The organism is Rania fehmarnensis (genome assembly GCF_056494185.1).
Genome location: NZ_CM151398.1, coordinates 5,224,544 through 5,248,340, shown reverse-complemented (window position 1 = coordinate 5,248,340; position 23,797 = coordinate 5,224,544). Strand labels below are relative to the sequence as shown.

The 23,797-nt window shown below is 51.6% G+C and carries 37 protein-coding genes; 27 read left to right on the top strand and 10 right to left on the bottom strand.

Going from position 1 to position 23,797, the window contains the following annotated elements; translation table 11 throughout:
- Positions 1–121: 121 nt before the first annotated feature.
- From SH573x_RS17725 to SH573x_RS17655, 15 genes are all read left to right on the top strand, one after another.
- A complete protein-coding gene (locus tag SH573x_RS17725) occupies positions 122–1,192 on the top strand; it encodes a hypothetical protein (RefSeq protein ID WP_479349004.1) in 1,071 nt (356 codons plus the stop codon).
- On the top strand, positions 1,192–1,419 hold the full coding sequence (locus SH573x_RS17720) for a hypothetical protein (protein WP_479349003.1): 228 nt from the start codon (positions 1,192–1,194) through the stop codon (positions 1,417–1,419). Before SH573x_RS17725 ends, SH573x_RS17720 begins: the two co-directional genes overlap by 1 nt.
- Before the next feature lie 264 nt (positions 1,420–1,683).
- Positions 1,684–2,673: a hypothetical protein gene (locus tag SH573x_RS17715; protein WP_479349002.1), complete on the top strand. Its 990-nt coding sequence runs from the start codon at positions 1,684–1,686 to the stop codon at positions 2,671–2,673.
- 37 nt (positions 2,674–2,710) lie between these two features.
- Positions 2,711–3,229, top strand: a complete 519-nt coding sequence (locus SH573x_RS17710; RefSeq protein ID WP_479349001.1) for a GNAT family N-acetyltransferase — start codon at positions 2,711–2,713, stop codon at positions 3,227–3,229.
- On the top strand, positions 3,204–3,935 hold the full coding sequence (locus tag SH573x_RS17705; protein WP_479348999.1) for a DNA methyltransferase: 732 nt from the start codon (positions 3,204–3,206) through the stop codon (positions 3,933–3,935). The genes SH573x_RS17710 and SH573x_RS17705 overlap by 26 nt, the downstream gene beginning before the upstream one ends.
- 29 nt (positions 3,936–3,964) lie before the next feature.
- Complete coding sequence (locus tag SH573x_RS17700; protein ID WP_479348998.1) at positions 3,965–4,282, top strand: hypothetical protein; 318 nt, start codon at positions 3,965–3,967, stop codon at positions 4,280–4,282.
- Positions 4,283–4,493: 211 nt separating this feature from the next.
- Positions 4,494–4,763 (top strand): hypothetical protein, encoded by a 270-nt coding sequence (locus tag SH573x_RS17695; RefSeq protein WP_479348997.1) that lies wholly within the window; start codon positions 4,494–4,496, stop codon positions 4,761–4,763.
- Positions 4,669–4,980 carry an FmdB family zinc ribbon protein gene (locus SH573x_RS17690; protein WP_479348996.1) on the top strand — a complete coding sequence of 104 codons (312 nt, stop codon included), beginning with the start codon at positions 4,669–4,671 and terminating at the stop codon, positions 4,978–4,980. Before SH573x_RS17695 ends, SH573x_RS17690 begins: the two co-directional genes overlap by 95 nt.
- A 17-nt stretch (positions 4,981–4,997) precedes the next feature.
- Entirely contained in the window at positions 4,998–5,279 is a 282-nt protein-coding gene (locus SH573x_RS17685) for a hypothetical protein (RefSeq protein ID WP_479348995.1), read from the top strand.
- Between the two features lie 11 nt (positions 5,280–5,290).
- Complete coding sequence (locus tag SH573x_RS17680; RefSeq protein WP_479348994.1) at positions 5,291–5,869, top strand: hypothetical protein; 579 nt, start codon at positions 5,291–5,293, stop codon at positions 5,867–5,869.
- The gene (locus SH573x_RS17675) at positions 5,866–6,462 is read left to right on the top strand and encodes a 5' nucleotidase, NT5C type (protein WP_479348992.1); all 597 of its coding nucleotides are present in this window, start codon (positions 5,866–5,868) and stop codon (positions 6,460–6,462) included. Before SH573x_RS17680 ends, SH573x_RS17675 begins: the two co-directional genes overlap by 4 nt.
- Positions 6,463–6,620: 158 nt before the next feature.
- The gene (locus SH573x_RS17670) at positions 6,621–7,424 is read left to right on the top strand and encodes an ArdC-like ssDNA-binding domain-containing protein (protein WP_479348990.1); all 804 of its coding nucleotides are present in this window, start codon (positions 6,621–6,623) and stop codon (positions 7,422–7,424) included.
- A gap of 78 nt (positions 7,425–7,502) precedes the next feature.
- Entirely contained in the window at positions 7,503–7,817 is a 315-nt protein-coding gene (locus tag SH573x_RS17665) for a hypothetical protein (RefSeq protein WP_479348989.1), read from the top strand.
- Positions 7,818–7,821: 4 nt separating this feature from the next.
- Positions 7,822–7,968: a hypothetical protein gene (locus SH573x_RS17660; RefSeq protein WP_479348988.1), complete on the top strand. Its 147-nt coding sequence runs from the start codon at positions 7,822–7,824 to the stop codon at positions 7,966–7,968.
- Positions 7,962–8,165 (top strand): hypothetical protein, encoded by a 204-nt coding sequence (locus SH573x_RS17655; RefSeq protein WP_479348987.1) that lies wholly within the window; start codon positions 7,962–7,964, stop codon positions 8,163–8,165. The genes SH573x_RS17660 and SH573x_RS17655 overlap by 7 nt, the downstream gene beginning before the upstream one ends.
- A gap of 839 nt (positions 8,166–9,004) precedes the next feature.
- Here the strand turns inward: SH573x_RS17655 and SH573x_RS17650 are convergent.
- Positions 9,005–9,646, bottom strand: a complete 642-nt coding sequence (locus SH573x_RS17650) for a hypothetical protein (protein ID WP_479348986.1) — start codon at positions 9,644–9,646, stop codon at positions 9,005–9,007.
- 315 nt (positions 9,647–9,961) lie between these two features.
- On the opposite strand from SH573x_RS17650, the gene SH573x_RS17645 reads away from it, so the two are divergent.
- From SH573x_RS17645 to SH573x_RS17630, 4 genes are all read left to right on the top strand, one after another.
- On the top strand, positions 9,962–10,216 hold the full coding sequence (locus SH573x_RS17645; RefSeq protein WP_479348984.1) for a hypothetical protein: 255 nt from the start codon (positions 9,962–9,964) through the stop codon (positions 10,214–10,216).
- A 288-nt stretch (positions 10,217–10,504) separates the two neighbouring features.
- Positions 10,505–11,464, top strand: a complete 960-nt coding sequence (locus SH573x_RS17640; protein WP_479348983.1) for a DUF4928 family protein — start codon at positions 10,505–10,507, stop codon at positions 11,462–11,464.
- A gap of 7 nt (positions 11,465–11,471) precedes the next feature.
- On the top strand, positions 11,472–11,723 hold the full coding sequence (locus SH573x_RS17635; RefSeq protein WP_479348982.1) for a hypothetical protein: 252 nt from the start codon (positions 11,472–11,474) through the stop codon (positions 11,721–11,723).
- Positions 11,713–11,928, top strand: a complete 216-nt coding sequence (locus SH573x_RS17630) for a hypothetical protein (protein ID WP_479348981.1) — start codon at positions 11,713–11,715, stop codon at positions 11,926–11,928. Before SH573x_RS17635 ends, SH573x_RS17630 begins: the two co-directional genes overlap by 11 nt.
- 794 nt (positions 11,929–12,722) lie before the next feature.
- Here the strand turns inward: SH573x_RS17630 and SH573x_RS17625 are convergent.
- Positions 12,723–12,971 (bottom strand): helix-turn-helix domain-containing protein, encoded by a 249-nt coding sequence (locus tag SH573x_RS17625; RefSeq protein WP_479348980.1) that lies wholly within the window; start codon positions 12,969–12,971, stop codon positions 12,723–12,725.
- A gap of 69 nt (positions 12,972–13,040) precedes the next feature.
- Here SH573x_RS17625 and SH573x_RS17620 point away from each other — a divergent pair, with 69 nt between their 5' ends.
- Positions 13,041–14,249 carry a DNA cytosine methyltransferase gene (locus SH573x_RS17620; RefSeq protein ID WP_479348979.1) on the top strand — a complete coding sequence of 403 codons (1,209 nt, stop codon included), beginning with the start codon at positions 13,041–13,043 and terminating at the stop codon, positions 14,247–14,249.
- Here the strand turns inward: SH573x_RS17620 and SH573x_RS17615 are convergent.
- Positions 14,235–15,038, bottom strand: a complete 804-nt coding sequence (locus SH573x_RS17615; RefSeq protein WP_479348978.1) for a DNA-methyltransferase — start codon at positions 15,036–15,038, stop codon at positions 14,235–14,237. The genes SH573x_RS17620 and SH573x_RS17615 overlap by 15 nt on opposite strands.
- A 410-nt stretch (positions 15,039–15,448) precedes the next feature.
- On the opposite strand from SH573x_RS17615, the gene SH573x_RS17610 reads away from it, so the two are divergent.
- From SH573x_RS17610 to SH573x_RS17580, 7 genes are all read left to right on the top strand, one after another.
- The gene (locus SH573x_RS17610; RefSeq protein ID WP_479348976.1) at positions 15,449–15,919 is read left to right on the top strand and encodes a hypothetical protein; all 471 of its coding nucleotides are present in this window, start codon (positions 15,449–15,451) and stop codon (positions 15,917–15,919) included.
- Positions 15,919–16,227, top strand: coding sequence for a hypothetical protein (locus SH573x_RS17605; protein ID WP_479348975.1), 309 nt, complete (start codon positions 15,919–15,921; stop codon positions 16,225–16,227). The genes SH573x_RS17610 and SH573x_RS17605 overlap by 1 nt, the downstream gene beginning before the upstream one ends.
- Before the next feature lie 50 nt (positions 16,228–16,277).
- Positions 16,278–16,493 (top strand): hypothetical protein, encoded by a 216-nt coding sequence (locus SH573x_RS17600; RefSeq protein WP_479348973.1) that lies wholly within the window; start codon positions 16,278–16,280, stop codon positions 16,491–16,493.
- A gap of 2 nt (positions 16,494–16,495) precedes the next feature.
- Entirely contained in the window at positions 16,496–16,747 is a 252-nt protein-coding gene (locus SH573x_RS17595) for a hypothetical protein (protein WP_479348972.1), read from the top strand.
- A 3-nt stretch (positions 16,748–16,750) separates the two neighbouring features.
- A complete protein-coding gene (locus SH573x_RS17590) occupies positions 16,751–17,188 on the top strand; it encodes a hypothetical protein (RefSeq protein ID WP_479348971.1) in 438 nt (145 codons plus the stop codon).
- A 58-nt stretch (positions 17,189–17,246) separates the two neighbouring features.
- Positions 17,247–17,840, top strand: a complete 594-nt coding sequence (locus tag SH573x_RS17585) for a hypothetical protein (RefSeq protein ID WP_479348970.1) — start codon at positions 17,247–17,249, stop codon at positions 17,838–17,840.
- Positions 17,841–18,141: 301 nt separating this feature from the next.
- A complete protein-coding gene (locus tag SH573x_RS17580; RefSeq protein ID WP_479348969.1) occupies positions 18,142–18,315 on the top strand; it encodes a hypothetical protein in 174 nt (57 codons plus the stop codon).
- A gap of 94 nt (positions 18,316–18,409) precedes the next feature.
- Here SH573x_RS17580 and SH573x_RS17575 read toward each other — a convergent pair whose 3' ends face one another.
- From SH573x_RS17575 to SH573x_RS17545, 7 genes are all read right to left on the bottom strand, one after another.
- Positions 18,410–18,838 (bottom strand): hypothetical protein, encoded by a 429-nt coding sequence (locus SH573x_RS17575; RefSeq protein WP_479348968.1) that lies wholly within the window; start codon positions 18,836–18,838, stop codon positions 18,410–18,412.
- 109 nt (positions 18,839–18,947) lie between these two features.
- Complete coding sequence (locus SH573x_RS17570) at positions 18,948–19,706, bottom strand: Nmad3 family putative nucleotide modification protein (protein ID WP_479348967.1); 759 nt, start codon at positions 19,704–19,706, stop codon at positions 18,948–18,950.
- A 42-nt stretch (positions 19,707–19,748) separates the two neighbouring features.
- The gene (locus tag SH573x_RS17565; protein ID WP_479348966.1) at positions 19,749–20,351 is read right to left on the bottom strand and encodes a hypothetical protein; all 603 of its coding nucleotides are present in this window, start codon (positions 20,349–20,351) and stop codon (positions 19,749–19,751) included.
- Between the two features lie 162 nt (positions 20,352–20,513).
- Positions 20,514–20,708 carry a YodC family protein gene (locus tag SH573x_RS17560; protein ID WP_479348964.1) on the bottom strand — a complete coding sequence of 65 codons (195 nt, stop codon included), beginning with the start codon at positions 20,706–20,708 and terminating at the stop codon, positions 20,514–20,516.
- Positions 20,709–20,924: 216 nt separating this feature from the next.
- Entirely contained in the window at positions 20,925–21,410 is a 486-nt protein-coding gene (locus SH573x_RS17555; RefSeq protein ID WP_479348963.1) for a hypothetical protein, read from the bottom strand.
- A gap of 389 nt (positions 21,411–21,799) precedes the next feature.
- Positions 21,800–22,087, bottom strand: a complete 288-nt coding sequence (locus SH573x_RS17550) for a hypothetical protein (RefSeq protein WP_479348962.1) — start codon at positions 22,085–22,087, stop codon at positions 21,800–21,802.
- A 150-nt stretch (positions 22,088–22,237) separates the two neighbouring features.
- Positions 22,238–23,767, bottom strand: coding sequence for a P-loop ATPase, Sll1717 family (locus SH573x_RS17545; protein ID WP_479348961.1), 1,530 nt, complete (start codon positions 23,765–23,767; stop codon positions 22,238–22,240).
- Between the last annotated feature and the right edge of the window lie 30 nt (positions 23,768–23,797).

Genomic DNA, 23,797 nt, shown 5'->3' with positions numbered 1-23,797 from the left:
GTGTGACGCCAAGGACGCACACCATGGCCATCAAGATTCGTGATCAGAAACCTTCTGAGAACGTCATCATTTACGACAAAAAAATTCCAATCCAGATCATCTACCAGAGTATCCGAAAGCCATGACCACCAAGATTGCACGACGAGAGTTAGTTCAGCTGGCAGACACCTACGACGCAGCCAAGCACAAGATCGCTGGCTGGTTCATCAGTGAGAAGCTTGACGGCACCCGCATGTTCTGGGATGGCGGCATCACTCGCGGTTTGCCAACCGTGGATGTTCCATGGTCCGGCATCTACAACCCGAAGACGTTCGAGCTGAAAGACAAGATCAAGCCAACGTCGACCGGTCTGTGGTCTCGCTACGGCAACCCGATCATTGCTCCCGATTGGTTCCTTGATGCACTGCCGCCATGCCCGCTTGACGGTGAAGCCTGGGCTGGACGTGGCAAGTTCCAGCTGTGTCGCTCCATCGTCTCTGGCGATGAAGCAGACAGTCGCTGGGATCAAATCCAGTACGCAGTCTACAGCTGCCCTTCGATGGAAACGCTCACCCGGCCAGGGCTGATCAAGACAGCTCAAATGTACCGCGAGATCAGCGAAGACTCATTGCAATGGTTGCTCCAACTGATGGTCGCACAGCATCTGCAATTCCTGACGCCTGGTTCTCCGTACACGAGCGAGCTGTCTGCGATTGAAGAAGTGCTCGATGGTTGCAACGTTGCCTATGCACACTTGCAAACTCAGCTGCCCGATAACGAAGCAGACGCAGTGCGTAAAGCACAAGAGCTGACTGCACGCTGGGTCAAGGAAGGTGCAGAGGGTTCGATCATCCGCAGTGGCAACGCAGTCTATGACTGCAAGCGTGTGAAGACGCTGCTGAAGATGAAGCCCGAGAACGACGACGACGGCACGCTCACTGGCTTCACAGCTGGGAAGGGCAAGTATGCCGGGATGATCGGTGCTTTGATCCTTGACTACAAGGGTAAGCGACTGGAGCTGTCGGGCATGACTGACGCTGAGCGTAAGTTCAGCTCGACGACTGGTCCGATGGTTGGCGGCAAAGACGTTGCTGCTGGCTGCCTCGCTGAGCGATTCGCACTGGGTCAACGCATCACGTTCACCTATCGCGAGCTGAGCGACGACGGGATTCCCAAGGAGGCTAGATACCTGCGCGTTCGAGGCGATGAGTAATGGTTCGATGGAATCACGAGTTTGAACAAGAACGAGCAGCCGAGAACCTAGCATTCAATCGCGTGTTCCTGTCTCGAATGCTCGCGCGAGTAGACGCATCGGCCAAGCTGAGCAATTGCTTGTTGCTGCCCGATGTCAAAGAGGCAGCCGTGGATGCCATGGTTGAAGCTGGTCATCAGCACTGGCTTGGGATCGCTGACGCAATCCTTAACCAGCTGAAGACCTAATCCCGTTCGGTAATCAAACAACCCCAATCGCGAATAACGGCAGCCTCTTCGGGCCGATAGAGGCTGCCCTATTCCCGAACGGGATTCAAACAACGACTCGGACCATGGGCGAAATCAGTCCGCAGGGAGCGGTCACACCTAGCAACTAGGGTCATCCCGCTCGTAAACGGAGAGTTTAGTTATCCACCTGCCCGAGTCACCCAAACGTTTCACACGGCATCCAATTTCTGGATGCCGTTTTCTTTTTCACCATAGAGAAACAGCATGCGAATTCCCAAGTATCTGTCTTTCTCCGCGCTCAGCCAGTTTGAGAGCGACAAAGACGAATTCATCCTCAAGTACCTTGCGGATGAAAGACCACCCCGCGAAATGCAAGGCAAGCCAGCCAGTGTCGGTTCGGCTTTCGATGCTCGCACCAAGTCGGTTCTATACGAACGCTACTACGGAGCTGGCTACATGCCAGAGAAGTACAGCTTCGATGCACTCTTCGCTGCTCAAGTGGAAGTGCATAACCGAGACTTCGCGCGTGAAGCTGGTGAGTACGTCTACCAGTCGTACCTACTGAGCGGCATGTTCGACGTGCTGACGGCGATACTCGACAAGGCAATCGAGCCACCACAGTTCGAGTTCACTGTTGAGCGTGAAGTTGGTGGCGTGCCATTACTGGGCAAGCCTGACGGCTATGCCAAGCTGCCCAACGGCAAGAGCGTTGTGCTGGACTGGAAAGTCAATGGCTACTGTAGCAACTCAGCTGTGAGCCCCAACGCTGGCTTCCAGTTGTGTCTCGACGGTTACAAGGCTCCCAAGCCAAGCCAGAGTCACAACAAGCCACACAAGGCATTCGTTGCTGTGGAGCTACCCGGTGTCGGCACGATCAGCGAGAGCTACCTGGAAGACGCCAACGAAGCATGGGCATCGCAGCTGACAGGCTATGGCTGGTGTCTCGGTGAAGCAATCGGCAGTGAAGACGTGGTGCTGATCATCCATCAATGCGTTGCCAAACCGTTACCAGCTGCCAAGCCGTTGTTGCGGTTCAGCCACTATGCCTCGCGTGTTCGCAAGCCGTTCCAAGACTTGCTGCTCAAGCGATACCAGAAGTGTTGGGCTGCGATTCAGAACGATCACGTTTACCCCGAGCTGAGTAAAGCGGAAAGCATCAAGCGATTCGACCTGATGAATGGCCAAGCCAAGTCCATGGTCGGCTCACCGGATGACTTCTTCAACCAAGCAATCCGGCCAACGTGGCGTGGATAGTAATCACCGACTCAACAAGCTTCGAAAGCTACGCAATATGTATTTCAGTGGAAAGAAAGTCTCGCACCGGGAAGCTGCCCGGCTGCGGGACATCGACATCAAATGCTACCCGTTCCCATGGACTGCCAGCGAGTGGGAAGCGTCAATCAACGAGCTGGACATCCGCTTGTACTCAAGTGGTAAGCAGTCTGTAGGTTTCTGGGTTGGTCGGGTTCCATCAATGGAACTGCTAGACGACCGACCCGAGCTGGCGGACGCATACCTGCTGTTCAAGCTGTGCGTGTTACCGTCAGACCGCTCCCGTGGTTTCTCTCAAGCCATGCTGGCCGAAGTGAAGCGACACGCGCGGAGCTGGGGACGGCGACGAGTGATCGTCACTGCCCCCGAATACTTCCTTGACCCTGCATATCCCGAGTGCTTTGCAGGGTGGTTGACATCCAACAACTTCCAGTTGACTGGCGTGATCGACCGACAAGCTGTGTCTCGTTACAACCAACTTTGGGACTCGATTGAATACATGGTGGGAGTTGATGACGCACCGATTAGTACGCACTGATTGTCTTCAATGGTTGCGTGCTAACAACTCCAAGTCACTGGATCGGCGGGAATGGTTTCACACCGTTTTCGCTGATCCACCTGATGACATCGGCCTGAAGTACAAAGGCTTCGACGACAAGTTCGAAGACTACTTCGGCTGGTGTGAACTGGTGCTGATCGAGTTGCTGCAATGCAGCCGTGTTGTTTGGTGGTCATTCAATGCCACCCACACGATCAAGATGGCGTGTGTAGTCAACAAGCTGGACTGCGAGATCAAGCCTTGCGTCCAGACATTCACGTTCGGGCAAAACCGCCGAACTGACCTGGGCAACGGGCATAGACCACTGTGGCGACTCACACGAGACAAGCCACCACTCTATCCCGACCAGATACGAGTACCGAGCTGGCGGCAACTGAACGGCGACAAGCGAGCTGACCCAAAGGGTTGCGTACCGCTTGACGTGTTCGACTTTCCGAGAGTCACCGGCAACTCGAAGCAACGGCGAGACCATCACCCGACGCAGCTGCATGAGGGTTTGGTTGAGCGTTGCCTGAAGCTAACAACCAAAAAAGGTGATCGTGTTCTGGACGTGTTTGGTGGGACTGGCACGACTCTTCGCGTGTGCAAGAACATCAACCGTCAATGCACGCTCACCGAGATCAGCGACTTCTACGCTGACAAGATTTTCGAAGAGCATCCCGACCTGGAGTACATCAAGGAATGACCAGTCCACTTTATAGAAAGAACGTTGAAGTGCAACGCAAAACCGGCCATGCCCTGCAAGACCAACTCAATCGCGAAGCGGCAGTCGACCAAGCCATCGCTGAGAAGGTGCCAACGCACAATCCCAACATGGTGTTCTCACCGTTGGACGACGAGCTGTACCGCGAGTACGTGTTTGTCAGAGACGGTGTGAAGGTTCCTGTGCGTATCGACAACCCGCTCGCGCTGCACGTTGCCAAGTCTGGGAGTCACCGGGTTCTCGACAGCCAGAACAAGTCGCACTACATCCCGCCCGGTTGGATTCATCTGAGCTGGGAAACCAAAACCGACTACGGGTTCCTGTACTAATGCTTCGCAGGGCAGCCCTTTGGGTATTCGGTCCCATCATCAACCCGACCTGGGTTGATGTGGTCATTGTCGCCTCACCTGGGATCGCCTGAGCAATTTTCGAATTATCGAAAAATGACTAGGCCACTTTTCAATCGAGCGGTGGTTAGAGAGTGTCGCGGGTCCTGTACCCGCAAGCTTCAAATCGAGTTTTACACCTGGAGAGTTTCGCATGAGTGCAGCAGTAGCAGAACCAACCAACCAAAACGCAGCCCCGGCCGTCACCAACGAGCGTGGTCCTGGCACCGATGCCTTCGGCGTTGTGATCAAGGAAGGTTCGGTCATCGCCTTCGCAGTCCGCAAGGGCAGCGATATGTGGCTTAACAAGCTGGTTGTCAAAACCGTCAGTGACAACAAGGTCACCGGCTACGACCCACTGGACGTTCGCCAACGCACCAAGACGTTGTCCAACCTATCCACCACTGTCGTCCTCAGCCAGTAAGCCGGAGGACAAATTGCCTCTCTACTCACAACGGTGTGACGAATGCGGACACCGGCACGAAGAGATTCGTCCGGTGTCTTTGGGACCCTTGCATGAGTGTCCCAAGTGCGGAAGCAAACAGTTTCCGCAAGTCTGGGACAAGGCTCCCAGAATCAACATCGGTGGCTACTCCCCGATGCACCCGCGAGCACTCCGTGGTCGCACCCGTACCAAATAACCCTTAGTGAGATCGACATGCCCAGCAATGGCTTAGCACTGATTACAGATGAACGTGAACGACAATCTTCCAAGCTTGGATGGACACCCGACTTTGACGCCAAGTTCACCAAGCGAGAACTGGTTGGTGCTGCCATTGCCTACGCACTGGTCGACCAGCCCGACTCACCGGTCGCACCCGGTTTCTTCTGGCCATGGAGCGACTATGGCTTCAAGCCTGAAGACAGGATTCGGAACCTGACAAAAGCTGGAGCGTTGATTGCGGCCGAACTGGATCGTGTACTCCGAGAAAAAGGTTAACACCAAGCATCATGATCAAATTCCTTAAAAAACTGTTGGGAATCGCAGCGAAACCTTCCCTCCGCAAGCCTCGCAAGAGCATCGACTTCAGCAAGCAGTGGCTGACGGCCGATGGCGACGTGATCCTTCACTGCAACATGCACACGCAACACGTCAAGAATTCGGTCAAGATGCTTTTCCGTCGCGCTGGCGAAGACATGGAGCTGCAACTGTTCGAACTGCTCAACGAGCGAATCACTGTTGATTCGTCGCTGGTCGCCCGAGTCGTGATGACTGTCAAGCTACGAGAATATCGGCTGGGCAACTTCGCACACGAAGCGCTCGAACACCTGATCGCTGAATACAACGGTCGCTATGACCAAGAGTATTGCGACAAGTTCGCCAGCGATTTGGCTGAGTACGAAGCAAACATCGTCGCTGAAATTTGCTTGCGTGTCTCCAAGCGACTGAAAACAGCAGCCTTGCATCGTGCAATGGCACGAGCTGCGGAGCAAGCTGGCTGCACAGTCGAAGAGTTGAAGCAAGCAATTGATCGTTCGCGTGTTGGTGTTGAAGCCTTCCACCGAGCAATGGAACAGAACGGCAAATGAAGATTCACACCATCCTGTTAGACCTGGACGACCTGCTCAATACTTGTACGTCAAGTATTGGGCAACACTTCGGTGTGCCAATCGAAGGGCTGGACGACCTGAAGTGGTTCAACCCTAAGTTCGAATGGGACATTGTTGGTGCGGTCAACGCAGTGCTCAAGCTTGAAACTCCAATTGCCAAGACTGACTTCTGGAACTGCATCCCTAGCGAGTTCTGGGCAAACCTGCCGAAGTCTGCGGTGTGCGATGAGCTACTTGCGAAGTGTGTCGAGTTGGTTGGCGAACGCAACGTATGCATCGCCACAGCATGCACGAAGGACAAGGGCTCGCTGCCACACAAGGTTGAGTGGATCGAGCGGAACCTGCCTGACTTCATGCATCGCCAGTGGTCGGTCACACCCGTCAAACACTTCAGTTCGGCACCCGGCACACTCTTGATCGATGATCGATTCGAGAACTGCCAGAATGCACAGAAGCGAGGGGGCAGGTTCATTTGCTGGCCGCGCCCCTGGAACCCACTCAAGGCACACTACAAGGACGCACGCAAGTTCTTGTTTGCCTCCCTTGCCAAGATCGAATTCGAAAAGAGCTAAGGTCAGCTGGATATCAACACGCACCCGGCAGAGTATCACTATTCTAGCCGGTGTTTCTTTTGCAATTCTTGTGGGATTGTTTGTGGTTTCTTGAAATTGGGATGCATAATTCACTTGTCGGGTAAGCGAATGCAACACGCAACACACGAGACACGAACATGAAATCGAACGAAGCCAAGGACATCGTCGGCACAGCAGTGAGCACCCTGGCTGGTGAGCTGCAAAAGGGACACAGCAAGAACCTTCTCCGCTACCTGTCGGTCGGAGCCAAGTTTCACAAGTACAGCTGGGGCAATCAAATGCTGATCTACTCCCAGCGACCAGAAGCTACTCGTGTCGCTGGTTTCAACAAGTGGAAGACACTCGGCCGTCAAGTCAAGAAGGGCTCGAAGGCACTGTGGATCATGGCTCCCTGCCCGTACAAGAAGGAAGACGAGAACGGCAAAGTCAAGAGCGGCATGTTCTTCAAGATGATTGCCGTGTTCGATTTCAGTCAGACCGAAGGCGAAGAATTGCCATCGGTATTCCAAGCCACTGGGGACCCAGGCGGTGCCATTGAACGGCTCTCGCGTGTCATCCGTGAAGCTGGAATCGTGCTGACGTACTGCGACGACCTCACACCACTGGGCGAATCCTGGGGTGGTGAGATCAAGATTCGCAATGGTCAAACACCGGCCCTGGTGTTCTCCGTGCTGACGCATGAGCTGGCTCATGAAATGTTGCACAAGTCTGAGGATCGCGAGTCACTTAGCAAAACCGTCAAAGAACTTGAGGCTGAGTGTGTCGCCTACATCGTTTGCCAATCGGTTGGCATCGAAACTCTACAGCAAGCAGCTGACTACGTTCAGCTTTGGAATGGCGACATTAAAGTGTTCGAAAAGTCACTCGAACGTATCCAGAAGTGTGCCAAGGACATCATCGAGAAACTATTCGCAGAAGTTGAGGTACAAGTAGCAGCGTGAACAACACCAATGACATAGTAATTGCAGTAGAATCCCTCACAAAGCAAATCGTAGCAGTCGCAACAGAGGCACAGAGTCGTGGTGACCTGGAACAACGAGCACTCGAACAACAAGCCACCCCGCCAGCTGTTCGAAATCGGCCAGCTGCTTATTACGCCCATGGCACTCCAGGCCATCAACGACTCAGCCCAGCAGATCGACGACTTTCTCTCAAAGCACGTAAGCGGCAATTGGGGAAACTGCTGCGACGAAGATAAGGAACAGAACGATTACGCGCGCAAAGAGGGCATGCGGATTATGTCAGTCTACACCACAGCCAAGGGCGTAGACATTTGGATCATAACAGAAGCAGACCGCTCAAACACAACCATCATCCTTCCAGAAGAATACTAACACCATGAAGTGCATGTTTGACCCTGGCATCGATTTCGACACCCTCCCATTGAACCCAGTATCACCAGACGCTGGCTGCGAAGACGTGGTCGACGAAGGACCTGCATTCCACAACGGAATCGAGTCTGAGTTGCTCGAGTACCCGTGTTAATCAAGACACGCCGCCTCCGAGTTTCTGAGCAGCACATCACTACCAAGCGATGTGATAGTGATTTGAATGGCCAGCACGACCGGGCCACTCGATTCAACCACAAGACATTTGCGCTGGTGCGTTTCACCGATGGTACATTGCACAGCGACTACCAATACCAAGACGTTCCCGACTACGAACTTTTGTGCGTTGAATGATCGCAACCATTCGAAGTGTCACCGTACCATACGTGTGTGAGTACGGTGACACTTGGTTTGCCGCAGCCTGGAGGTCAGGACACGCCTATTGGATCAGCATCGCCCGAGCCCGTATCTGAATTTGATCGGTCGGACTTTGAGTCTGAACTTGGGGAGGACTTGGAATCAGACTTGGAATCAGACTTGGAATCAGACTTGGAATCAGACTTGGAATCAGACTTGGAATCAGACTTGGAATCAGACTTGGAATCAGACTTGGAATCAGACTTGGAATCAGACTTGGAATCAGACTTGGAGTCAGACGAAGAATCAGACGAAGAATCAGACGAAGAACTTCCCGACGAAGAACGGTACTCCCCGACCCGAGGACCATCCCGAGGTTCGGAGCGATGCTCCGGTGTGGGCTCTTTCGGAGGTTGGGGACAATCCTTGCCTTGACGCTGTTCCTTCGTTTTTTCATCTTTTTGTTTTAAATGATCATATGCTAATCCACCCCAACATAGTGACGGCTTCATTGTGCCAACGATGCACCCCAGTGGTCCCTTCGTTACGCAGTCGAATATGCCCACCCCAGTCGCCACCGTACACATTGCGATCGGGGTATTGGGGGACCTCAATATTCGCTCTTCAAGAAACTCCGGTGGTGCCGGATGCATCTCATCATAGGTCGCTTCGCGAATCGACGGGCGGTTTGGCGAAAGCGATGGCGGCTTATATTCATTCACTGCGACCCGCTTTGGCGAGTACTGCGCAAAGCCGAAGCTTGTAAGACTGGAGCAAAGGATCAGTGCCAAAATTGACTTCATAGAAATAAATCCTCAGTTAGCGAATGAACGAACCTAGTCCACGACAACGGCCGCGTATGACTCCTTGAACAACACGACTTCGTAGATATCCTTGCCAACATACTTCACGGGGATTCCCCCAACCATTTGCGGACGGCTCAAAGCTACTTGTCGGTTGACTTCTGCCACCAGCGAGCACCAGTCAGTGGACTTTTGCATGCCGGGCAATTCGAAACGCACGACTGAACAAGCATTCTTTTCAACTAAGTAAACACCTAGGACTCGCTTGCCATTCTTCAAACCTTGGTGGCCATCCCAGACCCCAGTGCCGAAACCGTTCTTCGTGGCGTACTTATGAATGCTTTTCTGCACAGCTAGTATCGAATCGAGGTTTTTAATCCCCAGGTCTTCAGTTGAAATGTCTCGTCGTCCAACTGCCGAGGGCGATAATAGTGTCCACTCCTGCTCAACGACCCCTTTGAAACGTGGAATTGCAATGCCGCAGCTGTATCGCGGACGCATGATGTCATGGCCTGCGTGCATCGCGGTAAGTGCATCAGTTCGTGACTGATCAGCATCGACATCGGAAGCGACACCCGACTTCGCACAAACCAATGTCGACAGGGTTACCAGGAAAAAGAGCAACGAACTACGCATAAGAGCGTCTCCCAAAAAGTTAAAAATGACGGTTGCCACGATCTCGTCTGATTGCGAGATGTCATTTTATGAGGCAAGGGCAAGCATTAGCTAAAAAAATCGGAACTGCTTGGGGTTTCACGCAGTCCCCAGTTGGACAATTACTCGGCTATTGCTTTAGGCGCGTCACGAATACCATCAAGGTGGATTTTGTACATTACGATATTCAAATGAGTTCCGTTTGAATATGCAAAGCTATCGAAAAGCCCGTCGACGCAGCTAGAATTCTTTTGGAATTCTTTTGATTTTCTTCTGCCATGGTGCATAATTAAGTAGTCAAGCCGAACAACGCACCAACAACCGAAAGTCGAAACGATGATGACAGCCCAAGATCAAGTCAACTTCGATCAAGTGATGGAATACGGCATTCTACACATCCGAGCTGTGGCACCGGTTACGAAGGACGAAGTGAGCGACTGGTTGCTCGAACAAATCCCCTCCATGACCACAGACATCGTCGGCAAGATGACCGACAAGTTCTTCAAGACCGCTCTCAAGCAAAAGCTGATCGAGCGCGAGAAGGACGACGAAGGCAACGTGTGGTACGACCTCCCTCCAACCGTGTTCTAAAACCATGGTAAGAAAACCACGACAACCCGAACGAGATCGCTCGCAACGCTTGCGACAAGAAATCATGGTGACAGTTCAGGCTAACAACCTGTCACCGGCGACTTCTGGCTGATGCTCGTGTACCGCACTGAGCAGCAGCTAATCCAGATCTGCCACGAACTGAACACCAATACTCAAAACCTTTAGATGCCCAGTTCGCGATCTAGACGGAACTTCTCGACTTGCAATTCCCTGGTATCATACGTCCTTTAGGGAGTACTGCTTTAGTCGATTACTTTGAGTTCGCCAATGAGTAAGAGAGCCGACCAACTTGATTCGGTTTTTGAGACGTGGAAATCCGCTAACACAGAGCAAGGAACGGTTCCACGAAGCAGGCTATCAGTTTGCTTAATCGTGCTCGATAGATTGAAGTCTGAGTACGACTTGAATATCGAGTCTCATCGAGCCAAGGGTGGTGCGCAGATCAAGCAGGTGTCCGCCACAAACCTCGCGAGAATACTGAAAGAGCATGGTGAAACAAGACAGATTTCCAAGCAAGGCGGCCGAACTAGTCGTGGCACGCCCTTAGGCGCGCAGTCTTTACTGGAACTAATGAAACCTCTGGCGTTAGAATCACTGTCGGTGCGTCTTCGGTCAGAGGCGATAACCTACTTGCAGTCGAAGTTTGTCTCGCAAATCAAGCTGTACCTAAATTCGAAACGCATTGAACCTTCGTTTGTTGAGCACGAGAGCACGCGAGCCTTTATCCACCAAATACTAGAGATTGCGGGCAAGTCACGTAAACAATCATCAGTTGCACAGTATCTTGTGGGCGCGAAATTACAACTAAGGTTTCCTGACACCGAAGTCAGAAATGATTCGGCATCTGCTGGGGATGAACAAACCGAACAGGTTGGAGACTTCCAAATAAACGATACTGCCTTCCACGTTACTATCAATGCGAGCCAAGGGCACTTCGAGAAGTGCAAACAAAATCTTAGTGAAGGACTGAGACCGTTTCTGATCGTCCCAGAAAACAGAGTTGTTGGGGTGCGACAGATTGCAGACCAGGACGCACCAAACAGAATTACAGTAGAGTCAATCGAATCATTCGTCGGCCAAAACATAGACGAGCTGTCCACGTTTTCATCGCAGAATCGTAGGACTGAACTTAATCGATTGCTTAACGCCTACAATTCGCGAGTGGGAGATGTGGAACTTGACGAATCGCTGTTGATAAAAATCCCTCGAAACTTGGCAACACGGTGAGCATCCGATGATTCAACGATCAGAATTGGTTAGAGCAATCGAGGTTATCCTCCCGTCCGCAATAGAAGATACTGGGGAAGTCTGGCTGCTCTATAACGTTGATGGCACCTGGGATGTCGACCAGTACGACAACTCAGAATATCGAATCAACTGCGTTGTTGATGACGTAGTCGGAGCAACGGCAGAGGATATAGCTGATGACTTGCTGCGGGACCTCAAAATTGAAGTCCAAGCTGAGGAGGCTGGTGATGATCATTGAAGTGACGTATTCAGAGCAACTCGACATCCGGCATCGAATTCTATGGGTGAGCGAGGATGGCGAATTAACCAACTTGAGCAATAAGGTAAAGGTGTTCAAGGACGTGGCGGCAGCCGGGGCATGTCTGTCAAAGATGCAGGAGGTTTGCGAAGCTGCGGACCTTACTATCGAAGCTGTTTCAATCAGACCCTCAATCCTTCAGTAGCGATATGAATCGCTGCCCCCCAAAGGAGAACTTCACTGTTGTGGCATCAGTGTTTCGTTGGCACTCTGTGTAGTCGCATATTCGGATATAAGCCAAGGAAATATCGTTGACAATGAGTAGCTGGTTGCGAGTCGACCACGTCAACACTAAGTGCATCCCAGGATGAGCGGCATGGCAGTCCACTCGGATCGATGATCCCCGCTTTGATTTCAATTCCAACCCGTCAGGCACTTTACTTGGTTGACCACTGCCATTTCTACAAGGCCCATGAACCGTCTCAACCAGGTCTTGCCCAGCTGCTCTTCGTCGCTGCAATGGAAGGCTGGAATAAAATGGCTCCGCAGAAGCCCGATAGATATCGGGATACAGGGACCCACCATTGATCTTCACATCACCCAATGATGAGGTTAAGAACGCTTCAATTACTTTTGTTATCTGCTGAGCTACGAGGTAGGTTGTGACAAGCTCCAATGTGCCAGAGGCAAATCTACTAGCCTCCTCTCTGAAACTCAGTAGTAGCTGTTGGGACGAAGGATCGTGCGTTCGTAGTGACGCCAATACTCGCTCAAAGTTATCAGAGTTCAGCAACAAGAGCATTCGCTCTGGCCCCTGAAACACGACTTGTAGTCTCTCGGCAAGCTTTGGCGCGATTTCTACAAGTTTGGGAACAAAGAATTCAACGCTCTCGTGAACTTGCTCAACCCAATCGTTCCCGCCAAGGAATTGCAATTCAGCCTTCGATTCAGCAGAATCGACTTGAGTTAAAATGTGTGCCCTAACTGACTCCAGTCGTGTCATTTTTCATCTCTTCCATGAGAAAACTCAAATAGTTCTGGTAGAGTGATTGCAAGCGTCTGAGCGATTTTTTGAATGTTGACCAGCGCGACGTTGCGTTCGCCCCGCTCGATGCTTCCGATGTAGGTGCGATCCAAACCGCAAGCATCCGCGAATCCCTCTTGGCTATAGCCCTGGGATTTTCGAAGGCTGCGGACTCGCTGCCCGAATAGCACTCGAATGTCTAGCTCAACCTGCTTGCGTGTCATCTCCGAAGTGTGTCCGGTTGACGGCTAAAGCTCCACGGACTATAAGTAGCAATCGGTAAGGAGCCGAGGATGACTGAAGCGAAAACGAAGCAAACACAGAGACATCGATCACGCCCACGCAAAACAAGGCACACGAAATCGTTTGCAGAGTTTTTCGCAGGCATCGGTCTAGTTCGCGAGGGACTGTCCAACAGCGGTTGGGAATGTGTCTACGCAAACGACATCGATGAGAAGAAGCAGCAGATATACGCCAGGAATTTTGGCGAAAGTGAAGAATTTGACCTGCGCGACATCTGGGAGACAGAGGCTGTTCTCCTTAGCCTCAAAGATTCTCCAACGCTTGTTACGGCATCTTTCCCTTGCGTCGATCTTTCGTTAGCCGGACACTACAAGGGATTTGATGGAACCCACTCGTCGACGTTTTTTGGGTTTGTTGATGTCCTCAAAGCGCTCGACCCAAAACCCAGTTTCGTCCTTTTGGAGAACGTCCCAGGACTGCTTACAGCTCGCGACGGTAAAGACTTTCAGTCCACGGTTGAATGCCTTGCTTCACAGGGTTATTTCGTCGATGCATTTTGCTTGGACGCAGTTTCATTCGTTCCGCAAAGTCGTAACCGAGTGTTCATTGTCGGTGTTCACGAATCGGTCAATTCGAAATTGATTGTCAAACAACCCCGAGAGTTTAGTCTGGGGGTATCTGGATGGGACGAACGAGTTACTCAATCGAAGAAGCTACGTCCGCCCAACTTACTCGAAAAGATGCGGCAAATTGAGCTGAAGACCGGTTGGATTGCTACTCCCATCGTTCCGCCACCACAATTAAAGCACTCCCTTCGCGAGATCATAGACTTCAACGATAAGGGTTGGTGGGGCGCTGATGAAGTCAAGCGACATCACAAAATGATGAGCGATGACCATCGCCATATTATTGACCAGTACATCGAGTCGAAAGGCGACTTCGTCGGGACGGGGTACAGACGAAAGCGAAAAGATAGGACTCGGCTTGAGATTCGGTTCGACAACATTGCAGGTTGCCTTCGCACGCCTCGTGGTGGCAGTGCTCGCCAGATTGTTGTAGCGGTGGTCCGAGGCAAATTGAAAATACGCTGGATGTCGCCAGTTGAGTACGCGAGACTACAAGGCGCGGATCGATTTCACATGCTTGAAAATGATCGGCAAATGCTTTTCGGTTTCGGGGATGCCGTCTGTGTGCCCGTAATCAAGTGGATCGACGAGTGCGTCTTGTCGCCCCTGTACAACGAATTAGCCCGGCAGTAGTGTTAAATCTAGCGAATCAAGCGCTCGGTTCGCTATGTCGGCGTACTCAGGATTGAGTTCGACGCCTCTTGGCACTCGGCCCAATCGTATTGCCTCAATGCACGTAGTTCCCACACCCGCAAACGGGTCAAGCACGACATCGCCTGGACTTGAGCATGCACGAATAAATTTGCTTACAAGGCTACCTGGGAACGTTGCATAATGTGCCGCTTTGTTGTTAGCAGCCGCAGCGGTGATCACATCTGCCGGAACGCATCCCTTGGGGTTTAGTTTGAAGGTTCGACCATGTCGTACTCGTGAATCATAATTCGCCTTACGATTCTCGCTTTTCGCGCCGCCATACACTTGACCACGACCCCATCGCCTGAGCGTTGCCTCGGCATGAGGCTCACGAATTTCATCAACATTGAACTTGTATCCTCGCAAGGACTTCGTCAAGAAGAAGATATGCTCGTGGCTGCTTCGCCAACGGTCGCGAGGGCTATCAGGTGGCGGGCTCGCCTTTCGCCAAATAAGATCGTTTCTCACGACCCATCCAGCGTCGGCCGCAACAATCGCGACCCTGTGCGGGATCATCAATAATTGCCTGTTGACATAGGTGTCACCAATAACGAGAAACAGAGAGCCATCGGTGGTAGTTACCCGCAGTAGTTGCTTTAGGATGGTGTCCAGCTTCTCCAGATACGCATCCACCGTTTTCTCGCGGCCAATCTGGCCGTTGACGTTGTAATCTCGCAAGCCAAAATATGGTGGCGACGTTACGGTGAGTGCTGCCGAGCTGTCCGGCATGGACGGCAAAACGTCTAACGCATTCCCACACTGTACCGCTGGTTTGACTTGCACTTATCGTCGCCTCTCGACAAATCGACCCGAAACGAATGCATTAATATACGGCTGCTTACCTCTTTGACAATTGCAACCAATCTCGCAAAGAATTCTTGGGCAATTCTTTTGGCTTTCTACACTGGTGGTGTACATGGACAATGCCGGTAACAAGGGCAAGATGTCGATCATCGCAGCTGCACGGAAGAAAGTTGCCGAGAAGAACTAGAAGCTCTCGTGTGTTCGTTGCAAGGGCTGGCACTGAAAACGGTGTCAGCCCTTTTTCGTTTTTGTGGCAAGATTTCCAGGCCACTTTTGGTTCGAGCGGTGGTTAGGTGGTGTCGCATTAAACACCACTTCACTATCGGGAGACCACCATGTCCGCCTCCGTAATCGCAGCCCTGATGATGGCTGCGGTCATTGCCATCCAGCTCATTTTCCCAACCGCGCTGTCGTCGATCATGACCGGGCTATCCTACGGCTCCGTCAAGGCGATTCTCGATACCTGGACCGCGAACCGCAAAGAGCGGAAAGCAGCCCACGAGAAGGCTCGCCAGGATCGCAAGGAAGCACGAAAATTCGACGATGGCGGCATCTTCAAGCTTCGACCAGTCGAAGGTATCAGATGGATTCGCAACGCCAGGGAAGCGAAGCCAGCCACGTCCCCGGCCACATCTGACCCTGTCGCTGCGGACGGTGATCCCAAGACGAGCGAACCAGCACCCGCGACACCTGGCACTGATATCGCGACAACATCCCCGGTGAGTCCGGCACCGACCGATCCGACCACCCGCGCCGAAGCACGTCAAGCCCGCCGAGCTGCCCGACAGAACCGGAGAGCCCAGTAATGGACCCGACCATCCTTCAGCTGTTCGTGTTGATGCCAATCCTAGGCGTGAGCATCTACGACATTTATGTCTCGATCAAGACTCAAACGACGCTGATCGAGATGGAGCTAAACCCAATCGGCCGGTGGCTGATCCAGATCGACCAAGGCGACGTTGCATTGTTCATGGCACTCAAGTGCCTGGGCAACATCCTGGCCATCCTTGTGCTGGCGTATCTGATGCAGAAACGGCCGAGGATCGGCTGGGCAGTGGCCATTGGTTTGATACTGAGCCAACTGGGACTGCTCTGGTTTCTTTTACGATTCTAGTTGGAATTCTTGTGTCGTTGTTGTATGCTTCTAGTAAGGAGACAACAACAATGTCATATGAATGCGACGAATTGCTAACAACGGAACTGCAACTCGCCAAGTTGGCTGAGAAGGTTCCGGCCGCAGCCAACTACGAACGCGCAGCCTTGTTTGGACTGCCGCATCGCCCCACACGAGTTGAGCTGTTCCATCACCACGATGAGCAGCCAACCGTGTACGTCCGCACTTGCAAGGGCAAGTACATCGAACGCGCGCTGGACTACTAACCATGACCACAACAGTTGACCGTCGACAATCACTGGCAACCCGGTTGCTCAAGCACGATTGGTTCGGGCATGAGCGAATGGGATGGGCGAACACTGAGCGTGCTGCTCTGCGTGCTGAGCTGAGATCGCTCACAGCTGATCAGCGTCTCGGACTGGCGACTGAGATCGAAGACTCATACTTCCCAGGCTGGGCACTCGACCTGTTGAGCCCAACGTCTACGGCAACTGCGATCAACAACTTCCTGAAGAGCTAAGGCATGCAACTTGAAATCGACATCCTGCGTCAATGCAACGGCAAAGTCGTCAAAGTCCACGAGAACGAAGCCAGCCGAGCTGCTACCGAGCGTTTGAAAGACGAAGGCTACATCGTGTTCACTTACGAAGACGATTGCCCGACCTACGTCACCACGATCAAAGGCGAAGTGCTTCTGTCGCAGCTGTTCCCGCCAGAAGATCGTTCACCTCGCGTGTCAAAGCAAGTCACCGTTAGCGCGGTCATGTTGCTGGCCGTCATCGGGTATCGATTGGACCGAGGCTGGACGCTGAATTCAGACCTGGGCACCTTCTACTTGCTACCACCGACCGGTGATCCACGTCGAAACTTCTGCACACGTTGGTTTGATGTCGATGCCATCGTGCATGGTGCAATGCAAGCCAAGGTTCCAGAGTACGCACTGAAAGACGACCCAGAATAATTTTCATTTTCCCAGGCCACTTTTGAATCGAGCGGTGATTAGTAAGCGGGAGACAACAATGGGAAAACTGAGAATCCAACAACCGAAACCACTGAAGCCATTGCGGCCAATTCGCTGGAAGCGAGAGACAACCAAGACGGAGAGCGAGTTTGCTGTCCGCCGCATCTGGACTTCGAAGGCTGGTGTCTACCAGATCGTCGAAGCCACCTATAAACACCCTTACAAATACCCCAGGCGATTCTTGGGTTTGTGGTGGAACGGAACATCGTTCCAACTGGTCAGCAATGGCCATCGCAAGCGCAAGTGGGCGAGGCAAGCATGCGAGCAATGGAATCGCAGGCTGTATGCCAAGGGGCAGCAACGATACGAAGAGGCATTGAAGCGTTATGATCAAGCCGTCGAGCGTCAAGCCGAGCGAGAGCGGGAGCGGATCAAGACGGAGCGTGCAGCCGAGCGTAAATCACAACGCGCGGCTGACAAGAAAGCAGCAGGAAGTCCTCAAGCAGCTAAGCCTGGGAAGCTATCTGTCAATACGAGCGTTCGACAGCCCAAAGCTAAAGCACCAGTCAAAGCAGCAAAAGACAGTGCGATACGACACAGTGCTACGGCTGCGGTCAGCAGTGACAAACCTAGTCGAGCGAAACGTGCATAGCGGTGAGACGTTACCAGATGGCAGCGTGTTCACGTCGAGGTTTGGGCCAATCAGAATCCTTCAACTCATCCCTACATAGCAAGCGAGTCGGTGGGTTGGACATTAGACCGCAGACACAAGACCTTCATTCTCAATGAGTCGCGAATCGTTGACGATGTGACTGCGGGACGCTTGCCGAGTACAAACAACGACTCGACCTACACTGCAAACTAATTGGGATTAAATTATGACAACGAGCAATGAACCTCCGATGGGGAGCGGCATTGGCATAAGATCAGCACAGGTGCTGCTCAAGTCCGCAATGAATTCTTGCGCGGAGGCTTTGAACCAAACATTGAACGATGAAGAGTCAATAAAGTTGGCCAACGCGCACAGTGAGTTGCGGGCTGCTGTTCGCAACCTTCGAAAAGTGGCTGATGAAGTCACATCCACGGCTTTCCGTCGCACCTTGCGAGCTGCCAAGGAGTCGGAATAATCTCACAGCAGGGCAGTCCTAATTGGTGTGGGCTGATGGTTAGTGTTGAGGGGCACTGATCAGCGTTGGTTCGATTCCAGCCCCTGCTATTCATTTACATTTTGCAAAACGTATTGGGGCTGAAATGCAAGAGATTCGCTACATTAAATTCCTTGATGGTTGTAAGAGTAACTGCAAACAGCAGCAGTTCGAAATTATTTCTCGCGACAACGAGACTGTTCCGATGGCTTGCGCGTGGAGCGACCTGCCCAGGATCGCCTCGATGCTTGGGTTTGGTGCGGTCTCTGACATCCGTGATCGCTTGGGCAATGTTCCGCATGATGTCCCGAGCATCATTTTGGACATCGATCAAACTAACTAACTTCTTGTCTAATTCTTGTGCAATTGTTGGCATGGTGTTGTAGTAACGATGGAGAACAACATGTGCAGCACGCAACCACCTGTACGACAGCTGAAGATGAATGGCGGAAAGGGCACTATGCAACAGGCTGTCAAGGTCGAGGCGAGCACTTACGTCGACCATGACGGTGCCGAGCGAAAGGTTTACTAGCACCTATCAAACGTGGAGTAGAGCAAGCATAGCCAAACCTCCCGGTTCGTCCGCTCTGTTAAACCCATTGGCCTTTCCAGCATCAGAGATCGGCAAGTAAGTCGAAGTCGTTTCGTTTTGCGATGGCGTCTCGAAGTAACTTGGCACGGTTTAGATCATCTTTGTTATCGGTGTCGCAAATCGCGCGACAACTTCGAGTATAGCTGCTCCAGTGTTTGCCGTTTAGCGGCAACGTATCGCCAGACGCAGTCCGAAATGTTCGGTAGAGCAGAGACGTGCGATCAAGCTTCTTAACCAAGGGCACAGCGAAGTCAAAAAGCACGGAGTAGTTCTCATCGCCAATGAATACTACATTTCCCGGTTTCAAAGGAGAGTTGTCGCCATTGAAATGCGCGTTATATGCCGCACGCTGATGGTTGTTTGATTTGGCATCCGTTGGTCGTTGACCTGGCCACAAGGCTTCCTCGATTCGGAGTGCGCCGATTAGGTGCCATGATTGACGGTCGGTGAAATCGAACCAACTATCGCCGGTGTTGTCCCATAAAAGTGACCAGAAAAGCAAGATGTCGTTTGGCTCAGCAGTCTTCAGGGTCGCAGCGCGGGGATTCAGAAAGTAATCGCCGTAGGTCAGTTGAGGCCAATCAGGATCAACATGAGTTTGGTGCCATCGTAGGTTATTAGTGAATCGCCAAGCGTTGGCGGGATATGGCCACATTCCCTCAAAACCGTCGTCGTAGGGGAAAGGCACAAAGACAAATGAGCCATCAGAGAAAAGCGGACACCTTGCGGTTGATCGATGCGCTGAGTTTGCGCCTACATTTATCAAGAAGATGCGTGGCATGTTGAGTTAAGTGTCAATGGTTTGTTCAGCACGTTTTCGGACTTATTGAATGAACCGTTGTGTCGCGCGAAGATGTTCAAATCCGTAACTGAGAGGCATTTCAATCGTTTTAATGTGGGCGTTGGCTGCCTTTTTGTTTTGGGAGTCGATGAAAGAATTCAGCGTATTGGCTAGTGCCATACCTTGTAATGCTCCAACGAGACCGAATCCACCCCCTGCAAATCTAGTGTTTATGTAGCCGTTGTCATTTCGCCAAACGTCGATTGCGCTACTCAAGATTGCAATTGGGTCTGTTAGCAATCGAATCGCAAGACTATTTACCGGCAATTTCCGCTGAACTCTATCGGCACACAAGTGGAGTACTGGCATGAGGTTCATTAGTCTATCGAGTGTTAATCCCGAAGAATAGGTTGCATACGCCATCCCAAGTTCGCTGTCTAGTAGAGAGCATAGTTCCGGTCCTATCATCTGGCGAAATTCTGAACTAAAACCAACCGCATTTGCGTAAATCCAGTACCGCCAATCGAATGTTATCCGAAGCCAACCGCCAGTCGTCTCCAATTTTCTGATGACATACCATCCCGAAGTGTCGTACATGTAATCTGCATCACCTAAGCCCCGAAGGGAATCCTTTACCTGATCCATGGTAAGGTTGCATGAGGTATATGGAAAAGCGACAACTACCGACCGATCCGGTAGACCGCAAATAAACTGGCGAAGCGCCCCTGCAGTGATTGCGAAAGCCTCTACTTCGCGAGACGTTTGAATAGGTGGTTCCTGCATGGTTGAATACGGAGACCGCCCCAGCTACGGGTTTACCAGGCGTGGAGGCATTGCCGATGCAGCCGGTTCGAGCGTCATTTCAGAAAAGAATGCGCTGCATCGCTTGGTTCCGTCAAACCAAACACATTCGACTCCCATTCCAGCATTGTCCAATTGGTTTACTGTCATGTCTGGACCGCCACTTTTTAAGCGAACTCTGTCACCGTTTTTGAGGGCCATATGCATTCAATTCCTATATGGATCGATTACGAACTGCCGCACCCGAAGGTAACACATGCTAGGTTGCTGATCAACAGTAGGCCCCCCCATGCGTGAAACAGGAATTAGAAGACACCAGTAGCCGTTAGCGAGTGAAGTATTCGCCAGTCTTACCGGTGCCGAAAAGCCACGCGACTTCGGTGCTCATTGTAAGCCCAAGATCCGCGTGCTGGTCGGCTACTCGATCAGAATCACAACTTCAGGACTTGCGACGACTTCAACTTTCTGAGTTCCATCTTCTTGCTTCGCCGTTTCCCTTTGGTCGAACGGAATCGCGACGAGTTCGATACCGGCAAAACGTACTAATCGAGTGCCTCGATCTTTGTTCCATTCGCCAATTACATCATCCGCAACACGAAAACAGTGATTCATTGCTTCGGTTTCGACCCAGTCTTTCGGTTTCGATTCAATCTGCTGGTCCCAGAAAACTTTCATCACGATGACTTCATCTTTCAATATAAATGCTGCTCGGGGTATGGCAGCCGATGTGGTCCCGAACTCTCCCCATTCGTTTAGTTTTACGAGGAGGTCCTTTTTATCGAGATTTGAGTGTGAGATGGTCAATGGCTTGAGTGCATTGACTATCTTTGGCTCGCTCTTACGCGCTTTGTCAAATGCTTCCGAGTATTTCCTAGTTTGACCGAACGCTTCGGTGTTAAGCAAGACCAAGTTACAAATTACGAAGAGAAGTAGCTTACGGGGACTTCTTGTCATTTCGCTTCTTCATGTTATTGAAAGGAAACAAGTTGCTGGAATTCAGCATTCTCTGATAACGCTAGTTGTCACCTAAGTTCGCGCAGGTGACGCGGCCATGTCGAGAGCACCGGTCGTCCGCGAACTTTGGTGCAGCACCTGTCGATACTAACAACAGCTGCGAGCACCACTATTGCGAAAGAAGCAGCGCGATTCATTTTAACTCCCAACACCAAGCGGTTGTAATGGCGGTACGAACGGTCGCGTTGACCATCGCCGCGTCGATTGATTGACCATCCCAAAAGCGGTAGCCAACGCGGCTATGGTCCACTTTTGTTCGTCAGTGACTGTTAAGTTGGTTAGCGACGTACGGGTTGCTGAATGACGGAGTCAATGCCCCAGAAGCCGAGTGGCTTGCCCAAGGCGTCAAGTAGGAGCCCGCGTTCGTCGACGCGCCACCTATTGACCGTATTCGCTTCCAGTTTGGCGAGCCGAGATTCGATTGTTTCGAGTCGTTTGAGGATTTCATCGAGCTTCTTAACAATCGGGGCATCGCGATCTTGGTTGGAAGCTTGGGCATTAACGTTGCCCACTGCAATTGATAAGGTCAACATGAAGGCAAGCAGGATTTTCGACGTGCAGCGCATGGTCTTTACCTCGTAGCGTTCGTCTCACTTGAGCATTCGTTGTATCTGCAATGGTATCAGATAGACGTGTTGGTCTGAAAGCCGAATATTCGCAGGTTGAACTGACGAACGACTACCATGACCGAGTTGCGGCAAGTGCGGTTTCTGAAGTCAAAATCGCTTAGACCGCGACTTCGGTGCACGGTTTTGTTCCATTCCCACTATTATCTTTCCAGTTTCGTCGCGCAGTCCAAGTACTTGCCGGAAAACAGGATGTATTTCCCAGGAGAGCCCCTGATCGATGTTTGTTCGGTTGTGTAGCGGTTCGGGTTTGTCAGCGAATACATAGTGTGTGTAAGTTCCGTCCCCATTTTCTCGCCGAGCAGTCAAGAAACTGATCTCGTAAAGAAACGCCGCAACTTGCATTGGCCGCGTAACAGTACCTGTGCTCGCTAAAGTGATCACTAATCCATTGAGTACTCGATTCGTGATCGTATTGATCAACTGATCAGTCGTGAAATCTTCCTGCGTGTTTGCGAAAGCATTAATTATCTCCTGCACTTGAGGACATTCAGACCGATACTCTGCTGCAAGATCCTCGACACGTTCTCTACCAAATTCTCGCAAAACGCTTGTTAGATCACGACTCGTCACATGACCGGCGCTAACGGAACGCTTTTTAACTGCAAGACGACAAAGCTCCACTAGCCAACGGGGACGATTACGAGACAGCGTCGCGAGAACAGTCGACGGATGACGAAAAGTTGGTTTTTGTGCTGCTTTGTTATAGCCCCATTGCATGGGATTTTCGAATATTAGGTCGCATAGGGATTCTTCCCAAACGGATCCTCTCTGGTTACTAAACCGTTCCAACAAGTCGATAGACTTACTACGCTTGAGAAAACCCTCGATTCTTTTTGCAAGCATTCTTCGAATGGCTGGGAAATCCCATTGCAAATCGATCGCGTATTGATCAACTTTTGAAAGTGACTCCGAATGGGCCCTCAGTATTCGCCATACATTTGGCCGGATTGACGAACGGACAATAATCTGTGGAACCGCATTAGATAAACTGCGACAAGCAGAGAAGAAAGACGAGACTCTTTGTCGAAAGACATCTGTGTTTTGAAAGTCCTCATCAACGTCATCAACAAACAACCAAAACGGTTCTTTACCGTCGAGATAACGTTGGACTACCCCGATCGTCGACGCGCCGACTTTGTCCTTTAGTTCAGGTAGACCGTCTACCTTAAGCCTCGAGAAAATCGATCCTATCAGCGACCGTTGCTTGAACCCTGTTCGCTCAGCTTCTTCGACCAGACTCATGGCATCATCCGTCCAAGCAACGCCAATTCGACGACCAACGTCTGCGGCGATTGCTTGTAGGATTGATTTCTGCCACTCTCGATTCCAGACGTTTGGATCGTTTGTTTCAACTGCTGGTGATAACGCAGAGCCAGTTAGCTTCACTGACCAAATACCTTGCGCAATGTTCAGCTGATGAACGTGTCTAATGATTGCGGATTTGCCTTCGCCTCGATAGGCGCGAAGAATCGCGATGGGCCGTGTTCCTTGGCAAAACAAATCAACTTCCGGGCGAGGCACAAAGTATGCGTTGAAGACATCTTGGTTTTCGTCTTCTGCTGCATCGTTTCCAAATAGGGTCGCGTCGTTATAGTCGATTTGTTTTGTTTGAACCATTCGCTCTGCTCTTCACGATTGATAGTATTG

Coding starts and splice junctions, on each gene's coding strand:
- SH573x_RS17710 (WP_479349001.1), top strand. CDS start 2,711: ATGTATTTCAGTGGAAAGAAAGTCTCGCACCGGGAAGCTGCCCGGCTG.
- SH573x_RS17605 (WP_479348975.1), top strand. CDS start 15,919: ATGGACCCGACCATCCTTCAGCTGTTCGTGTTGATGCCAATCCTAGGC.
- SH573x_RS17630 (WP_479348981.1), top strand. CDS start 11,713: ATGATCATTGAAGTGACGTATTCAGAGCAACTCGACATCCGGCATCGA.
- SH573x_RS17565 (WP_479348966.1), bottom strand. CDS start 20,351: ATGGATCAGGTAAAGGATTCCCTTCGGGGCTTAGGTGATGCAGATTAC.
- SH573x_RS17640 (WP_479348983.1), top strand. CDS start 10,505: ATGAGTAAGAGAGCCGACCAACTTGATTCGGTTTTTGAGACGTGGAAA.
- SH573x_RS17660 (WP_479348988.1), top strand. CDS start 7,822: ATGAAGTGCATGTTTGACCCTGGCATCGATTTCGACACCCTCCCATTG.
- SH573x_RS17570 (WP_479348967.1), bottom strand. CDS start 19,706: ATGCCACGCATCTTCTTGATAAATGTAGGCGCAAACTCAGCGCATCGA.
- SH573x_RS17680 (WP_479348994.1), top strand. CDS start 5,291: ATGATCAAATTCCTTAAAAAACTGTTGGGAATCGCAGCGAAACCTTCC.
- SH573x_RS17585 (WP_479348970.1), top strand. CDS start 17,247: ATGGGAAAACTGAGAATCCAACAACCGAAACCACTGAAGCCATTGCGG.
- SH573x_RS17670 (WP_479348990.1), top strand. CDS start 6,621: ATGAAATCGAACGAAGCCAAGGACATCGTCGGCACAGCAGTGAGCACC.
- SH573x_RS17695 (WP_479348997.1), top strand. CDS start 4,494: ATGAGTGCAGCAGTAGCAGAACCAACCAACCAAAACGCAGCCCCGGCC.
- SH573x_RS17610 (WP_479348976.1), top strand. CDS start 15,449: ATGTCCGCCTCCGTAATCGCAGCCCTGATGATGGCTGCGGTCATTGCC.
- SH573x_RS17635 (WP_479348982.1), top strand. CDS start 11,472: ATGATTCAACGATCAGAATTGGTTAGAGCAATCGAGGTTATCCTCCCG.
- SH573x_RS17580 (WP_479348969.1), top strand. CDS start 18,142: ATGAATTCTTGCGCGGAGGCTTTGAACCAAACATTGAACGATGAAGAG.
- SH573x_RS17705 (WP_479348999.1), top strand. CDS start 3,204: ATGACGCACCGATTAGTACGCACTGATTGTCTTCAATGGTTGCGTGCT.
- SH573x_RS17615 (WP_479348978.1), bottom strand. CDS start 15,038: ATGCCGGACAGCTCGGCAGCACTCACCGTAACGTCGCCACCATATTTT.
- SH573x_RS17600 (WP_479348973.1), top strand. CDS start 16,278: ATGTCATATGAATGCGACGAATTGCTAACAACGGAACTGCAACTCGCC.
- SH573x_RS17725 (WP_479349004.1), top strand. CDS start 122: ATGACCACCAAGATTGCACGACGAGAGTTAGTTCAGCTGGCAGACACC.
- SH573x_RS17620 (WP_479348979.1), top strand. CDS start 13,041: ATGACTGAAGCGAAAACGAAGCAAACACAGAGACATCGATCACGCCCA.
- SH573x_RS17685 (WP_479348995.1), top strand. CDS start 4,998: ATGCCCAGCAATGGCTTAGCACTGATTACAGATGAACGTGAACGACAA.
- SH573x_RS17545 (WP_479348961.1), bottom strand. CDS start 23,767: ATGGTTCAAACAAAACAAATCGACTATAACGACGCGACCCTATTTGGA.
- SH573x_RS17595 (WP_479348972.1), top strand. CDS start 16,496: ATGACCACAACAGTTGACCGTCGACAATCACTGGCAACCCGGTTGCTC.
- SH573x_RS17550 (WP_479348962.1), bottom strand. CDS start 22,087: ATGCGCTGCACGTCGAAAATCCTGCTTGCCTTCATGTTGACCTTATCA.
- SH573x_RS17625 (WP_479348980.1), bottom strand. CDS start 12,971: ATGACACGCAAGCAGGTTGAGCTAGACATTCGAGTGCTATTCGGGCAG.
- SH573x_RS17590 (WP_479348971.1), top strand. CDS start 16,751: ATGCAACTTGAAATCGACATCCTGCGTCAATGCAACGGCAAAGTCGTC.
- SH573x_RS17675 (WP_479348992.1), top strand. CDS start 5,866: ATGAAGATTCACACCATCCTGTTAGACCTGGACGACCTGCTCAATACT.
- SH573x_RS17645 (WP_479348984.1), top strand. CDS start 9,962: ATGATGACAGCCCAAGATCAAGTCAACTTCGATCAAGTGATGGAATAC.
- SH573x_RS17560 (WP_479348964.1), bottom strand. CDS start 20,708: ATGGCCCTCAAAAACGGTGACAGAGTTCGCTTAAAAAGTGGCGGTCCA.
- SH573x_RS17720 (WP_479349003.1), top strand. CDS start 1,192: ATGGTTCGATGGAATCACGAGTTTGAACAAGAACGAGCAGCCGAGAAC.
- SH573x_RS17715 (WP_479349002.1), top strand. CDS start 1,684: ATGCGAATTCCCAAGTATCTGTCTTTCTCCGCGCTCAGCCAGTTTGAG.
- SH573x_RS17575 (WP_479348968.1), bottom strand. CDS start 18,838: ATGGTCGACGTAAGTGCTCGCCTCGACCTTGACAGCCTGTTGCATAGT.